The following is a 14,429-nucleotide window of genomic DNA, read 5'->3' as shown; positions in this document are numbered from 1 at the left end:
GCCAGGATCAAACTCTCCAATAGAGTTGATTAGCTCATGCTAAAACAATTTTTAAAACAAACATTGACGCTTGTGTTATGTTCAGTTTTCAAAGAACTTAATGGTAATTTGGAGCGGGTGATGAGAATCGAACTCACGACATCAGCTTGGAAGGCTGAGGTTTTACCATTAAACTACACCCGCATTATATTTAAATTCGTTCTGGTCGGGAAGACAGGATTCGAACCTGCGACCCCTTGGTCCCAAACCAAGTGCTCTACCAAGCTGAGCTACTCCCCGTACATGTTTATGGCGCGCCCGAAAGGAGTCGAACCCATAACCTTCTGATCCGTAGTCAGACGCTCTATCCAATTGAGCTACGGGCGCATTAATTAACTGCCACTTAGTAGATGTTGTCTCTACATTTGCTTTAATCAAATTAGCGACTTTTCTATATTAACACCTTAGAAAATGGATTGCAAGTGTTTTTCTCAAAAAACTTTTTTTCTGGTGCGGCCGAGAGGACTTGAACCTCCACGGGATTAACTCCCACTAGGCCCTCAACCTAGCGCGTCTGCCATTCCGCCACGACCGCAGATAATTTGTAAAGTGCGGGTGAAGGGACTCGAACCCCCACGTCAAAGACACTAGATCCTAAGTCTAGCGCGTCTGCCAATTCCGCCACACCCGCATTATTACTATTAAAAAACAAAATGGCTGGGCTAGCTGGATTCGAACCAACGCATGACGGAGTCAAAGTCCGTTGCCTTACCGCTTGGCTATAGCCCACCGATGAAAGTTGAAAATGAATAATGGCGGTCCCGACCGGGATCGAACCGGCGATCTCCTGCGTGACAGGCAGGCATGTTAACCGCTACACCACGGGACCAAAATTAAATTAGTAATTTTGATAATTTTTCTAAGAGCGTTATTTTCGCTCTGCGAAATTAAGGAAAGTTATTTTCACTTCACTTCGTTACGTGAAAAAACTTTGGTGGAGGATGACGGGATCGAACCGCCGACCCCCTGCTTGTAAGGCAGGTGCTCTCCCAGCTGAGCTAATCCTCCAATTGAGAATGGAAGTGGGAGGCAAGATAACAGGTTCGTATCTTACTTCCCACTAATTGTATGACCCATACGGGATTCGAACCCGTGTTACCGCCGTGAAAGGGCGGTGTCTTAACCGCTTGACCAATGGGCCATTATAGTATGAACTTTTATGGCGGAGAAGGAGGGATTTGAACCCTCGCGCCGCTTACGCGACCTACACCCTTAGCAGGGGCGCCTCTTCAGCCTCTTGAGTACTTCCCCATAATGGCTCCACAGGCAGGACTCGAACCTGCGACCGATCGGTTAACAGCCGATAGCTCTACCACTGAGCTACTGTGGAATAATTTGAATAATCAAAAGCTTGTCTTTTGCTTCTTTTATTATATGAAGCTGTTATTTTCTTGTCAAGAACATCATTAAAAGAATGACTTCAAAAACCGTCCGTTTCACGACGGCTTTTATAATTTATCACAGACCCCTTTTTAAAGTCAACCTTAAGTTATAATTCCAATAATTTCCCTGAACACTTCCCACATACATACCTTTTTGTATCTACCTTTCTTTTTCTTCTGTATTCCTGGTCGCACTTAGAGCATTTATATATATGTTGCACTGAAAGCTTTGTTCGTTTAATTGATTTTAAGGGTGTACAGAATCTGGGAGCTTTCACTTTTTCTAAAAGCTCTTTAAAATCTGAATCTCTGTGCTTATATCCTTTACCTTCTATATGTAAGTGATAATGGCATAGTTCATGCTTAATAATATCTATTAGCTCTTGTTCACCATATTCCTCATAGTGCTTTGGGTTTAATTCAATATCATGAGTGTTTAATAAATAACGACCACCTGTTGTACGTAGTCTGCTATTAAATATCGCTTCGTGACGAAAAGGCTTGCCAAACCACTGAATGGATGTGGTTTCTACAAGTTTCTGTAGTTCCTTTTGCTCCATTATGTTCCTCCTTTTTCGTCTTACAAACTTAAAATTAGTATTTTAAAATAATGAGAACGAGACGAACTATAATTGCATACACTATGTAACACACCATACTCCATTATACCGATAAAGGGAGGTATGACAATGCCCTCATGGTTAAAAAACCAAATGAAACGAGCCTACTACGAGAAAAATAGATATCAAATTAAGATGTTAAATCAATGCTGGTTTTTTTATAGAAAGAAACACTGCTCATAATCAGCAGTGTTTCTTTTGTTACCCTATTGTGGGAGCATGGTTAATGCAACTCTACCTTTGGTTGTATCTACATCGTCAATCCAAACTTTAACAACATCCCCAACTGAAACTACATCCAATGGATGTTTTACGAAATTAGGGCTTAATTTTGAAATATGAACTAGTCCATCTTGTTTTACACCAATATCAACAAAGGCACCGAAATCTACTACATTTCGAACTGTCCCTTCTAGTTCCATTCCCTTTTTAAGATCTTCAAGCTGAAGGATGTCCTTTTTTAGTAACGGCTTAGCTAGCTCATCCCTCGGGTCTCTGGAAGGACGAATCAGGGAATCAATTATATCTTTTAACGTTAGTTTCCCGATATTTAACTCCGTAGCTAGTTCTTCAACGGAAACTTGAGCAATACCTTCCTTAACTTGTTCACTACCAATGTCATGAACAGTTACTCCAATTCTTTTCAAAAGCTTTTCAACATCTTTATAGCTCTCAGGGTGAATGCTTGTTCGATCTAAAGGTTGGTCTCCGTCCATGATTCTTAAGAAACCAATACACTGTTCGTACGTCTTTGCTCCAAGTCTAGGAATTGTTTTTAACTCTTTCCTACTGACAAATTTTCCATTCTCTTCTCTTTGCTTAACAATATTGGTAGCCACAGCCTTTGAAAGCCCTGCTACATATTGTAATAACGACGGAGACGCGGTATTTACATTTACTCCGACTTTATTTACTACCGTTTCAACAACAAAGGTTAATGAATCAGATAATTTCTTTTGTGAAACATCATGTTGATATTGACCAACCCCTACCGATTTTGGGTCAATTTTCACAAGCTCTGCTAAAGGATCTTGCAGACGTCTTGCAATCGATACAGCACTTCGCTCTTCTACTTTAAGGTTAGGAAACTCTTCTCTAGCCAGATCAGAAGCAGAATAAACACTAGCCCCAGCCTCATTAACGATTAAGTAATAAATTTCACGTGTAAACTCTTTCAATGTTTCGGCAACAAATTGTTCTGTTTCTCTAGAAGCAGTTCCGTTTCCTATCGCAACCATTTCGATATTAAATTCATTTATGAAAGCTTTGAACTTTTCTTTTGCAGCCTCTTTCTTATTTACTGGAGGGTGAGGATAAATCACATCTACCTTCAATAGTTTCCCCGTCTCGTCAACCGCAGCAAGCTTACAGCCAGTTCGATAGGCTGGGTCAACTCCCAGAACCATTTTCCCTTTTAATGGAGGTTGCAATAATAAGTTACGTAAGTTCTCTGAGAAGATATGTATCGCACGGTCTTCCGCTTTTTCCGTAAGTTCTTTGCGGATTTCTCGTTCAATGGAAGGTTGAATTAACCTCTTATAGCTATCCTCAATTGTTTCTATCACCTGGTTTAATACAGTAGTAGTCTGTGTTTTTAAGATTTGCTTTTGTAAATATGAAAGAACCAGGTCAACAGGAGGTTCCACCGATACACGTAATACCTCTTCTTTTTCCCCGCGGTTTAACGCAAGTACACGATGTGGGACAACCTTACTAACAGGCTCCTCATATTCGTAATACATTTCATACACTTTCTTTTCGTCTTTTTCAGTATCCTTAGCAACAGAAACAATTTTACCTTTTTTGAAGGTTTCAGTTCGTATCCACTGACGGTAATTAGCATCATCAGATATCCATTCAGCAATAATATCCTTTGCACCTTGAATAGCTTCTTCTACTGAGTTTACTTCATTTTCATCTGATAAAAACTCTTTAGCCTTCTCTTCCACTTGAACCCCAACCGGAAAACTGAATATCCATTCCGCCAAAGGCTCTAGTCCTTTTTCCTTAGCAACTGTTGCTTTTGTACGCCTCTTTTGTTTATAAGGACGGTATAAATCTTCAACTTGTTGTAATTTTGTAGATTTCGTAATTTGCCCTTTCAGTTCTTCTGTCAATTTACCTTGCTCTTCAATAAGACGAATGACTTCCTCTTTTCTCGTTTCAAGGTTTTGCATGTATTGCCATTTTTCTTGAATATCTCTAATTTGAACCTCATCTAATGCACCGGTTTGTTCTTTTCGGTACCTGGCGATGAATGGAACCGTATTACCTTCTGTTAATAAGTCGATTACATTTTTAATTTGCTTTTCTTTGATTGTTAGTTCTTTGGCAATTGTTTTAATCAATTGATCTTCTTTATGTAAGGTTTCCTGCAAGAAATATTCCTCCTAAACATCATTCAATACTTTATTATCTTATCATTTTATCAAAATGTCCCAAAAGATTCATTGTTACTAAAATTTTCACATCTAATAAAGTAATCCTCATAGATGATTATCATTCATCTATGAGGATTTAAATTTACTTAGGAGGCGGTTACTATTTCTTCACGAAGTTTACTTAATGCCTTACGTCTAATACGAGATACGTGCATTTGAGAAATACCAAGCTTTTTCCCAGCTTCTTTTTGGTTCATATCATTATGAAATAGGTAGGTTATGACGTGATATTCACGTTCATTTAGTACTTGAAGAGCTTTTTTGAGGGTTAAACGCTGATTAACTCTTTCATACCCTTTTTCTGGGTTCCCGACTACATCCATTAAAGTAACAGCACTTCCCTCGGAATCCACCTCTAATGAGTGGTCCATTGATAGAGCATTATAGCTTTTACTCATTTCCATAGCTTCAAGGACTTCTTTTTCAGGTACTTGTAAGTAATCGGCAATTTCTTTTGCCTTTGGTGTTCGGCGAAGTTTTGGGGTTAATTCATCAACAGTCTTTTTTATTTTTGGTCCTAGTTCTTTTATTCTTCTAGGAACATGCACACTCCACGTTTTATCACGTAGGAAACGTTTTATTTCTCCCACAATTGTGGGAATGGCAAATGCTTCAAAGCTTTTCCCATACGACCCATCATATCGACGGATTGCACCAAGTAAACCAATTAATCCAACTTGTACAATATCTTCATGTGACTCTCGACCTTTAGAGTATTTCCTTGCAAGCTTTTGCACTAAATTCTTATAACGTTCTACCAACACTCGCTGGGCTTTTCTTGACCCATCTACTTGAAACTCCTTAATAAACTCGTAAATCTCCTCTTTACTCCTGGGGTATGGTTCAGTCTGTTGCATAATTCACTCTCTCCCTTCTTTTTTTAAAAACATAGAATGAATGTTCTTAAATCTATTATTCCATCATCCATTTATCATTTCAAACAATATGCTCGTCTAAGGGAAAATGAGAAAAAAGGACTATCCTGATAGACAATCCCATTTATAATATAGTTCTTATCTTTTTCTAGCTACCATAGTAAAAGTTTTAGGTAAGCCGATATCATGGAGTTTGTGATTTGGTTCTTCTTCTAGTATCTCTACATATAGACCTTCTCTTGCGAATGAGGTGATTATTTCACCTAGGGTCCACTGTCGTTGATATACTTTCGTTAAACTAGATTGTTCCTCGGTTGGCATGTGCTTTGTAAATGCAACATTTCCTTCCTTTATAGAAGGTTCAAAGTAATTACCTGTCACCTTATGTTTTTTCCCTGCAGAAGTAATAAGCTTAGTTGAGACCGGGTGAAATTCGTGCAGAATAAAGGTACCGCCAGCTTTTAGTAACTTACTTATAACTGAAGCAAGCGGAATAAGATCTATAAAGTAATGTAGAACACCTAACTCCATCAAGACGATGTCTGCTGATTCCCCAGGTAATTTATCCTGTACCCTTAAAATATCTTCTACTACATAGTTAAGTGAGACATCTGCTGCCTCTGCAAGCTCCATCGCAAACCTTTCATTCTCTTTTGAAAAATCAACTACAGTTACATTGCCCCCTAATAAGGCCATAGCGATTCCTTTTATTCCATTTGACCCCATCAAATGAACCACACTTTTACCATTAATATCACTCATATATTTATAGAAAGGATGTAGGCGCCACTTAGGATTCTCTTTTATTTTCCCTACAATATCAGTTGGATTACCATACCGATTTAATAGCGCTAAGTAATTGTTTTGATTCCAGGCAATTTCATTGTCTGTACTCATTTCTTGTTGTTTGTCTCGTAAGAATTGACGGATCGGCTTCACAAATTCCAACTTTGCAGAATATTCATAAGAATAGAGTGATTGGCACCATACCTCTTTTTCCCTTAACTTAACAGGAATTCGGTAAGGGTCTGTCTTAATAGTTGTATTAAAGTAACACATAAGAGTCACCTCAACACTCTTAAAAACAAAACTAAAGCTCGCTTCACTTGCTGAACGTTCTACCGGGGTAGGGTTATGCTTTTTAAATAATTCATATGTACTTTCTAATAGGTCCCATTGAAATAGTAGTTCTACCTTCTCTTCTGATGGGAGTCTGACACCTTGGATACACAATGCTGTTGCTTCAATGAATTGGTATGGAATGTTTGCTTGAGTGAGAACTTCTGCCAGCTCACCAACAACATCCCAATAGTTTACTTGTTCCAAATAACACTCCTCCATCACTGTTTTTATCAGTTTAAATTATACCGTTATAAAAAACAAAAGAAGCTACCCTAAAAGGCAACTTCATTGTTAAAAGAAAAATATTAAAAATCGATGAGTCCTAAACTGATTTGTAAGGCTTCATCCACTCTGTCCATCATTTCATCATCTAGATGAGTGATTTTATCAGTTAAGCGCTGCTTATCAATTGTACGAACTTGTTCTAATAGGATGACAGAGTCACGCTCGAATCCATAACGTTCAGCATCAATTTCCACATGAGTTGGTAGCTTTGCTTTTTGAATTTGTGCTGTAATGGCTGCGACAATAACTGTGGGACTAAACCGATTCCCTATATCGTTTTGGATGACAAGCACAGGACGAACGCCTCCTTGCTCCGAACCAACAACAGGGGAAAGGTCAGCAAAATAAACGTCGCCACGTTTAACAATCAAGTGATTACCCCCCGCTAACTAGGCGTTCTACGGTGTGGTCTGCCTCGGATTCAGCCAAAAATGCTTCCGATGCGATGTTTAGATTGATTTTTGCCATTTCCATGTACCCACGTCTCATTGATTCACGAATTTGACGTTTCTTTCTTTCACGAAGGTACATTTTCGTCGCTTGATAGATTAGTTCATTACGGTTACCGTTCTCTTGAATTACTAGCCCGTCTAGTTCACTCACTAATGCTTGTGGTAAACGGATTAAAATTTCTGTTGTTGCGCTGGACTCAGACACAAACATACACCTCCACCATAACTACACACCAATTATTCTATTCTATTCCACTTTTAATAATACCATTAATATTCAAAGATGCAAAGTGCAATTAGAATTCCTTCTCTATTATCGTCATATAAATCATGTTCTTATGCATGGAAATCACACTTACTAATGATTTACTAAAACAGGATTTCTCACTTCAATTATACTCTTATTTCTTAAAAAAATACGAGGTACTCGATAACTTATCAGGCATGGCACTTCATAATTGATTGTATCTAGGTTTTTAGCTACCTCATCGATTCCAATATTGTTATCTCCTTGAAAACCGATAAGAGTGACTTTTTCTCCTCGTGCAAGCTCATAAGGTAACCTTACCATAAATTGATCCATACAAACCCGACCAATAATTGGGCACCTAGTTCCTGCCACTAACACTTCTGAGTCCTGGAGCTTCCTGGACCAGCCATCAGCATAACCTACCGGGACCGTTCCTACCCACTCATCGGTAGGTGCAGTATAAGTTGCTCCGTAGCTAATATTTTCACCTTTTTTAATTTTTTTCACATGAACTAAACGACTCTGTAAAGAAAAAGCTTCGTGTAGTTGAAAGGGAATGTCATTTTTTATCTCGAGCGATGGTGTTAAACCGTACATACCGATTCCAAATCTTACATAATTAAACACCTTTTCTGGAAAGCGGAAGCCTGTTGCACTATTTCCACAGTGAATGATCTTTGGACGTACAGGTAACCATTCAACCATTTCCACAAACCGTTCATATTGATGGTTAAAGTAGGTAGTATCTAGCTCATCAGCTGTAGCAAAGTGTGTGTATGCACCTTCGAGAGTAAGCTGATCATCTTCCTCAATCATATTTAGAAGCTCATTAACCTCTGTCTGATCTTTAATCCCTAAACGTCCCATACCCGTATCAAATTTCAAATGAAATGAAACGGGCTCTTTGAAAGAACTTCTCTCTCTCGCTTCCTTCAGCCAATCTGCTTGAAAAACAGTTAGTGTAATATTGTTTTCAGCAGCTATTTTAAGATCCTCAGGCCTTACAGCACCTAGAACTAATATAGGAGCTTGGATATTTTGTTGTCGTAAAGAAAGGGCTTCGTCTAAAAAGGCAACAGCCAAATAGGTTGCTCCCGCTTCAAGCGCAACATTGGCAACCATTGCATCTCCATGACCGTAGGCATTAGCTTTAACTACTGCCATAACACCAGATGTTTCCGGTAAAAAATGTTTCATTGAACGCACATTTTTATATATGCAATCGAGATCTATTTCAACCCATGAATCTCGATAAAAAGACGATATTTCCATGAAACACACTTCCTTGATTAGTTTGGTATTCCCTAAGAGTGAGGTTCTAATTATAAGATAGATTATTGATTGTTTCAAAAGTGTTGTCAATAGGGCGCTTTATCGAATTATGTTTTGATGGAGGATTATTTTATAAATACGAAAAGGAAACAGGCTCAGCAAAGGAGCCTGTTTACAAGTTTGATTATTTGATTGCTTGACCTTGAACAGATCGTGCAACTGAAATCATTTCTTCTTGTGTTAAATCTTCTGATGCTAACATAAAGTCAACGCCTTGGAATGTCCATGAAATTGAATTTTCTGTTAGAGCACCTACTGTGAATCCTAGGTCAACCGGCTCGCCACTCATTGAAGTTGTCGTTCCAGCTGGAGAAACCTGTGATCTTTCTTGAATTAAAGTGAATGATTTATCTCCTGCAAATGTCATAACTACGCGAGTACCACTTTCAGTCTTCACTTCTTTTTCCTCTACTAATTCTGCACCCGGCATTACTTCAGGGTACATCACTGCAAGTGGAGATTCGCTTACCCCAGCCATAACTGGCACTTCCAGCTGAGCACCCGTCATATTTTTCTCCATATCAAATGCATCACCATCAAAGCTTGCATCAAATTCTACATTCGAAAACTCTACTGTTAGTAAAGCATTTTGGTCAGGGTCCATTACCTTAACCATAATTGGAGCTAAATCTTTTTTATTTAATGTAATTTCTTGCTTAGGTAACATCTTATTGTTTTTGTAGTTTGTTTTTGTTTCAAATACATAATGCTCTTTTGTTGCTGTAAACTTAGCATCTGGATCATCTAGGATATCTTTTACAAGTGACTCATAAAGGTATGCTTGACTGCTGTTTTTAGGCCAATCACTTTGGAAACGGAAGCTTTTGTTTAATGCTGGAGTTAAAACAAATACACCTTCATCGTTTCTTAAAATCATTTGACTTTGTTCTTTTTGGGCATTTTTTAAATTAACACGGTAATAGTGCGGTTGTTTATACCAAATTTGCACATCATATTCCTGTGGCTCACTTCCTGTTTGAAGTGTCATTTTGGCATCTGCCTTATACCCAGAAAGCTTTCCTACCTTTTCATTCAGTGCACCAACCACATCCTCTTGTGATTTTTCCCCACAACCAGCAAGAGCAAATACAACGATAAGCCCAAATAATAAACCTAACCATTTTTTCTTCATTACTTCAACCCCTTTGCCTCATATCGACGATAATATAGAGGAAAGATGAAATGGATGATTAAAGATAAGTTAAAGCCTTTTCATAGAAAAAAGATTTTTATAAAAAACAATCATTTTATAAAAAGTGAAGCTGAATTTTCTTTTTTCAATCAAAGTTTGGCTTTTGATACTATTTTAATCTCCCCTAACACCTTGTCTCTCCTGCACATTAGAAATATATGAGACAAAGTGTGGTAATATGCAGACTAGCTTGACGAGCTTTCAATAATTACTTGAGCAACCGCATAATCCTTACTATGTGAAATTGAAAGATGAGCTACTTCTCCCTTGGTTTGAGGCTTGTGTATAAAGGGTTTACCTTTATTATCTTTATGTATTTCAATATCTAAAAAACTTAAATCCGAACCAATTCCAGTTCCTTTTGCTTTTGAAAAAGCTTCCTTTGCAGCAAACCGACCTGCTAAAAACTCCACTTTTCTCTTCTCAGTCAGCTCTTCAAAGTATATTTTTTCCTGCTCAGTTAAAACTCTGTCAACAAACTTAGGCTGCTTCCGTAAAACACTCTCAATTCTTTTTAGCTCACAAATATCTATCCCTATTCCCTTTATCACGAATCAGGTTCCTCTCTTCTATTATCTTTTTTCTTATCATAGTATTAGTACAAACTTATTCTACGTTTTTGTATTCTGTGATACCATATTAATTAATACAAAAAGGAGCGTTATTATGTTTACACGAACTGAAAACTTTCAAACGTTTTTGCGGTTTTACCCAATTATATCAACTTTAGTAGGTATTCACATCCTTCTATGGTTAATCACATCCTTACCTATACCAGGAAGTACTACACTACTTGAGCAAATGGTTGGTTTTAACTTTTTAGTAGCTGAAGGTGAATATTGGCGCCTCTTAACCCCAATTTTCATGCACGGCGGCTTTAGCCATATGCTGTTTAATTCCTTCTCTCTAGTGCTATTCGGTCCTGCTTTAGAGCGAATTTTAGGAAAGCCGAGATTTCTCTTGACCTACTTTGGAACAGGTGTCCTTGCAAATATAGCAACTTATTTTCTTGAACCACTAGATTATCTTCACGTGGGATCATCAGGAGCTATTTTTGGGCTATTCGGTATCTTCCTGTATATGGTGATGTTCAGAAAAGATTTAATAGACCAAGCTAACTCACAGGTGGTTGTAACCATCCTAGTTATTGGATTAATCATGACTTTTATTAATTCAAATATTAATGTGGTTGCCCATTTATTTGGATTAATTGCTGGAGTTGCTCTTGGACCTATCGTTTTACAAGGAAAGAAGGGTTTCTACACCTCACATCATGCTGGGAGTAAACAATCCATGTCCTTCCGATTACCTAAACTCTCGATGAAACACTTTATATGGGGGATTATCGTGTTACTAGTGCTAGTTGGTCTTTTGTTTAGATAAAAAAATGAAAGGAGTGAATAGTCTAAGACTACTCACTCCTTCTTTTTGTGTACCATTCCAACATATCTTCACAATCACTTTCTTCAAAATCGACAATTTTAAAATCCTTTCCGCCCATTGCTGATTTAACGGAAGTAACATAGGACCCTAATTTATTTCGAGTTTGAAACAATGATTGTCTTTTCATAACAGATTGAATCCTAGATCTCCTCAATAAAACGGTCGTTTTACTAAACAATCTAAATCGAAGCTGAAGTTGATAGTCATCATACTTCCAACCAGCATCTTGATAACGCCAATAACCAAGCAAAATGGCTAAAGGTAACAGTATAAGACTCAGATAACTCCATACAGGTAAGAAAATAATGGCTGGTACAATAATAACTAGTACAGGCAATGTTGAACGAATAAGGTACCTAATGACCGCCCTCTTCGGAGCCTTATTAAAATCTGTTGGCAATGTATAATCATGAACTAGTTTAGATAACAGTGTATTAATTTTATCTTTTTTGACTAAAGGAAATAGTATCGTTGAGTGTCCTTCATTCTTATCTACTGAACCCCCAGCGCTTTCTACAAATACCGTTGCATAACCTAGTGGCTGACGAATTAAACTTTCTTGTATTCGAATCGCTTGAATTCGTTTGAGAGGAATTGTTAATTGTCTCTTTTCAAGGATTCCCCTAGTAATAATTAGATCTTCCCCCTGTTTAGCGACTGAAAAATTACCATATTTCAAGACCGTAATAACCGTTCCTATTACCCACGCTAGTAAAACTATACTAAAAATGAGAATAACGTAAAAAAAGACACCTATTCTTACAAAATCTTCAAACTGACGAAAGATGGTTTCATAAGGAATTAATTCATCAACCTGAACTGCTAATGCTCCTACTGCCGATAAAACTACTCCTATGCTTCCGGAGGTAACTGCCGCAATAAATAGTTCTGTTGTAGAGATTTGATATCCTTTTGTTATCTCAATACTTTCTCTTACACCTTCGTCTACTACTTCAGCATCCTTTGGTTTTTTAGAGAGCTCATTCTTAAGTTGCTCTGCCTCTGAAACAGTAATAGCCGTTAAAACTGCCTCCGCTGTATTCCCGCCACCTGCTGTTTCAACCTGAAGTTTTACAAGACCAAACATTCGTTGAATAATACCAGCAGAAATATCAATACTTTGCACCCGCTCAAGGGGAATAAATCTTTTCTTTCTAATGAAAATACCGTACTCAATTCTTAACTCGTCACTTTCAATTCGATAAGTGTAGCGGTACCACTGCAAAATTCCAATGACCAATAAGCCTATAATTAATAGACCAGTCCCAACAAAATAAAGTAATTGCCAAAAAGGATCTTCCCCTCTTCCTCCAAAAATGATAAAGAGGACAACCGGGAATAACATCTCTTTTAACTGTTTTAAGAAGTTAACTATGCCTGCTACTGGGTGGAGACGACGGGGTTCAGATAACATCATCTTCATCCACCACTCTCGCTAATTTTGAAATAAAGTCCCTTAGCTCATCGGCTTCCACTTCGTCAAGAGCGGGAATTTCATGTGTTCCTGCGGCTGTTGAGATGGTAACGGTAGCTAATTTAAATTTTCTTAGTATCGGACCTTGCTGAGTATCAACATGTTGAACACGAACCATTGGGATTAACCTTCTATTGATAGTAAACAACCCATATTGAAGGTCGACTTCATGCTCGAGTACTTCATATCGCCAACGTTTCCACCTTATCTTAGGAACAATTATTATTGATACAACAGATTCTATTACTATTAATGCTAAAAGAGTCCATACTATCCAAATAGGCCATTCAAAGATAAGTGTTAAAGTTAAAACCCCGGCAAAGATAAGCCATCCGAAAATGGAGGAGATAGCTGCTGAAATTCTCCATACCCTTAATGCTTTTTCATTAATTCTTTTTTGAGGAGCAGCCCTCATAGTAAAACCCCATTTCTTCTTTTCAAAATTAAAAATGTAGAAAAGTTTTCCTTTTTCAGTATAAACATAGTTTTTTCATTCGAAAAGATAAATTAAGGTCTTTCTTATAGAATTTTAAAGCTAGCCCCATCAATTATTTCTATATTTGGTTGTACTTTTAGATCCTCCATTAACTTAAATAGTGCATCATCCTTTTGTTTTGCCTCAATCATACAATCAATTTGAGGAACGCTACCTTTAACCTTTGCTAGGAACTCCATAAACATCCTACTATCAATATAATCCGCATGTGCTCGGAATTCTTTCTCACTTCTCGGACTTGAAATATGAACTTTCAGTGGTAGAGGAGATTGACTCCATGTTTCTATTACTCTAAGCCAGTCTTCTTCCCACTCACTTCTTTCATGATTTGCAAGATGGTGATGGTAGTCAAACACCAGTGGAATTGAAAGTTTTTCACAAAGATAGAGAGTATCATATAGGGAAAAAGTTGTATCATCATTTTCTAAGATAATCATGTCCTGAATCTTCTGTGGGACAAATCCCCAGTTATGAATAAACTGTTCAAGAGCCTTTTCCTTGTCTTTATATGCACCACCTACATGAATGACACACCTATGGGTACCATCAATCTTCATTCCTCTTAGTAATCCTTCATGCATGCTCAACGTTTTTATAGACTGATTCAATACATCTGACTTACTCGTTGTAAGCACCACAAAGTGGTCAGGATGAAAACCAATCCTTATTTGTTTTTCCTTAATATACTCTCCAAGTTGTAATAGGGGCTCTTGGAGAGAGCGTAAATAATTCCATTCTTTGATTTCCTCATGATTTGCCAAAGGAACAATCCTTGAACTAAAACGGAAAAACTGGATATCATGAGCTACATTGTGTTTCAGCAGTCTTAGACAATTATCTATATTTGAACGAGCAATTCTTTCGAGCTTCTCAACAGCAGCCTCTCGATTAGTAAGCTTTTGAAACTGTGCAAATGTCATCGTCTGCGAAGGTGAAGCATTTTGAAGATGCATACTCATTGCAACATATCCAAGTCGTACTATGGTCATTATCTATTCACCTCATATTCGGCTAGGAATTAAGGTT

General features: G+C 37.7%; 14 protein-coding genes and 11 tRNA genes. 2 read left to right on the top strand and 23 right to left on the bottom strand.

What is annotated here, in order from left to right; genetic code table 11:
* Positions 1–109: 109 nt before the first annotated feature.
* The 12 genes from J2Z26_RS21560 to J2Z26_RS21505 all read right to left on the bottom strand — a co-directional run bounded on the left by J2Z26_RS21560 (position 110) and on the right by J2Z26_RS21505 (position 1,981).
* Positions 110–183, bottom strand: a tRNA-Gly gene (locus tag J2Z26_RS21560).
* A 19-nt stretch (positions 184–202) separates the two neighbouring features.
* Positions 203–279, bottom strand: a tRNA-Pro gene (locus J2Z26_RS21555).
* Positions 280–289: 10 nt separating this feature from the next.
* Positions 290–366 (bottom strand) — tRNA-Arg (locus tag J2Z26_RS21550).
* A gap of 121 nt (positions 367–487) precedes the next feature.
* A tRNA-Leu gene (locus J2Z26_RS21545) sits at positions 488–574 on the bottom strand.
* Between the two features lie 15 nt (positions 575–589).
* Positions 590–670: transfer RNA gene (locus J2Z26_RS21540), tRNA-Leu, on the bottom strand.
* 23 nt (positions 671–693) lie between these two features.
* Positions 694–768, bottom strand: a tRNA-Gln gene (locus J2Z26_RS21535).
* 24 nt (positions 769–792) lie between these two features.
* Positions 793–868 (bottom strand) — tRNA-Asp (locus J2Z26_RS21530).
* A gap of 103 nt (positions 869–971) precedes the next feature.
* Positions 972–1,047: transfer RNA gene (locus tag J2Z26_RS21525), tRNA-Val, on the bottom strand.
* A 61-nt stretch (positions 1,048–1,108) separates the two neighbouring features.
* Positions 1,109–1,180: transfer RNA gene (locus tag J2Z26_RS21520), tRNA-Glu, on the bottom strand.
* Between the two features lie 19 nt (positions 1,181–1,199).
* Positions 1,200–1,290: transfer RNA gene (locus J2Z26_RS21515), tRNA-Ser, on the bottom strand.
* Positions 1,291–1,294: 4 nt separating this feature from the next.
* Positions 1,295–1,369 (bottom strand) — tRNA-Asn (locus J2Z26_RS21510).
* A 159-nt stretch (positions 1,370–1,528) separates the two neighbouring features.
* A complete protein-coding gene (locus tag J2Z26_RS21505) occupies positions 1,529–1,981 on the bottom strand; it encodes a SprT family protein (RefSeq protein WP_193538562.1) in 453 nt (150 codons plus the stop codon).
* Between the two features lie 129 nt (positions 1,982–2,110).
* On the opposite strand from J2Z26_RS21505, the gene cmpA reads away from it, so the two are divergent.
* Entirely contained in the window at positions 2,111–2,224 is a 114-nt protein-coding gene (cmpA, locus tag J2Z26_RS21500; RefSeq protein WP_193471056.1) for a cortex morphogenetic protein CmpA, read from the top strand.
* A gap of 23 nt (positions 2,225–2,247) precedes the next feature.
* Here cmpA and J2Z26_RS21495 read toward each other — a convergent pair whose 3' ends face one another.
* The 8 genes from J2Z26_RS21495 to acpS all read right to left on the bottom strand — a co-directional run bounded on the left by J2Z26_RS21495 (position 2,248) and on the right by acpS (position 10,541).
* Positions 2,248–4,419 (bottom strand): Tex family protein, encoded by a 2,172-nt coding sequence (locus J2Z26_RS21495; protein ID WP_193538564.1) that lies wholly within the window; start codon positions 4,417–4,419, stop codon positions 2,248–2,250.
* 149 nt (positions 4,420–4,568) lie between these two features.
* Entirely contained in the window at positions 4,569–5,342 is a 774-nt protein-coding gene (sigB, locus tag J2Z26_RS21490; protein WP_193538620.1) for an RNA polymerase sigma factor SigB, read from the bottom strand.
* Positions 5,343–5,495: 153 nt separating this feature from the next.
* Positions 5,496–6,683 carry a class I SAM-dependent methyltransferase gene (locus J2Z26_RS22245; protein ID WP_227413811.1) on the bottom strand — a complete coding sequence of 396 codons (1,188 nt, stop codon included), beginning with the start codon at positions 6,681–6,683 and terminating at the stop codon, positions 5,496–5,498.
* Between the two features lie 101 nt (positions 6,684–6,784).
* Positions 6,785–7,135: a type II toxin-antitoxin system endoribonuclease NdoA gene (gene ndoA / locus J2Z26_RS21480; RefSeq protein ID WP_193471053.1), complete on the bottom strand. Its 351-nt coding sequence runs from the start codon at positions 7,133–7,135 to the stop codon at positions 6,785–6,787.
* 4 nt (positions 7,136–7,139) lie between these two features.
* On the bottom strand, positions 7,140–7,421 hold the full coding sequence (locus tag J2Z26_RS21475; RefSeq protein ID WP_193471052.1) for a CopG family ribbon-helix-helix protein: 282 nt from the start codon (positions 7,419–7,421) through the stop codon (positions 7,140–7,142).
* A 153-nt stretch (positions 7,422–7,574) separates the two neighbouring features.
* The gene (gene alr, locus J2Z26_RS21470) at positions 7,575–8,738 is read right to left on the bottom strand and encodes an alanine racemase (protein ID WP_193538566.1); all 1,164 of its coding nucleotides are present in this window, start codon (positions 8,736–8,738) and stop codon (positions 7,575–7,577) included.
* Positions 8,739–8,922: 184 nt separating this feature from the next.
* Complete coding sequence (locus J2Z26_RS21465) at positions 8,923–9,930, bottom strand: LolA family protein (RefSeq protein ID WP_193538568.1); 1,008 nt, start codon at positions 9,928–9,930, stop codon at positions 8,923–8,925.
* A gap of 245 nt (positions 9,931–10,175) precedes the next feature.
* The gene (gene acpS / locus J2Z26_RS21460; RefSeq protein ID WP_193538569.1) at positions 10,176–10,541 is read right to left on the bottom strand and encodes a holo-ACP synthase; all 366 of its coding nucleotides are present in this window, start codon (positions 10,539–10,541) and stop codon (positions 10,176–10,178) included.
* 115 nt (positions 10,542–10,656) lie between these two features.
* Between acpS and J2Z26_RS21455 the strand changes: the two genes are divergently transcribed.
* Positions 10,657–11,373 carry a rhomboid family intramembrane serine protease gene (locus tag J2Z26_RS21455; protein ID WP_193538571.1) on the top strand — a complete coding sequence of 239 codons (717 nt, stop codon included), beginning with the start codon at positions 10,657–10,659 and terminating at the stop codon, positions 11,371–11,373.
* A gap of 28 nt (positions 11,374–11,401) precedes the next feature.
* Here J2Z26_RS21455 and J2Z26_RS21450 read toward each other — a convergent pair whose 3' ends face one another.
* From J2Z26_RS21450 to uvsE, 3 genes are all read right to left on the bottom strand, one after another.
* The gene (locus J2Z26_RS21450; RefSeq protein ID WP_209794430.1) at positions 11,402–12,847 is read right to left on the bottom strand and encodes a PH domain-containing protein; all 1,446 of its coding nucleotides are present in this window, start codon (positions 12,845–12,847) and stop codon (positions 11,402–11,404) included.
* Positions 12,837–13,322, bottom strand: a complete 486-nt coding sequence (locus J2Z26_RS21445; protein ID WP_193538576.1) for a PH domain-containing protein — start codon at positions 13,320–13,322, stop codon at positions 12,837–12,839. The genes J2Z26_RS21450 and J2Z26_RS21445 overlap by 11 nt, the downstream gene beginning before the upstream one ends.
* A 104-nt stretch (positions 13,323–13,426) precedes the next feature.
* The gene (gene uvsE, locus J2Z26_RS21440; RefSeq protein WP_193538578.1) at positions 13,427–14,392 is read right to left on the bottom strand and encodes a UV DNA damage repair endonuclease UvsE; all 966 of its coding nucleotides are present in this window, start codon (positions 14,390–14,392) and stop codon (positions 13,427–13,429) included.
* Positions 14,393–14,429 lie beyond the last annotated feature (37 nt).

It is taken from the genome of Cytobacillus luteolus (assembly GCF_017873715.1).
GTDB classification, from domain to species: Bacteria; Bacillota; Bacilli; order Bacillales; family Bacillaceae_L; genus Bacillus_BV; species Bacillus_BV luteola.
Note: the sequence above shows the minus strand (reverse complement) of the source record. Positions and strands in the feature narration are given on the sequence as shown.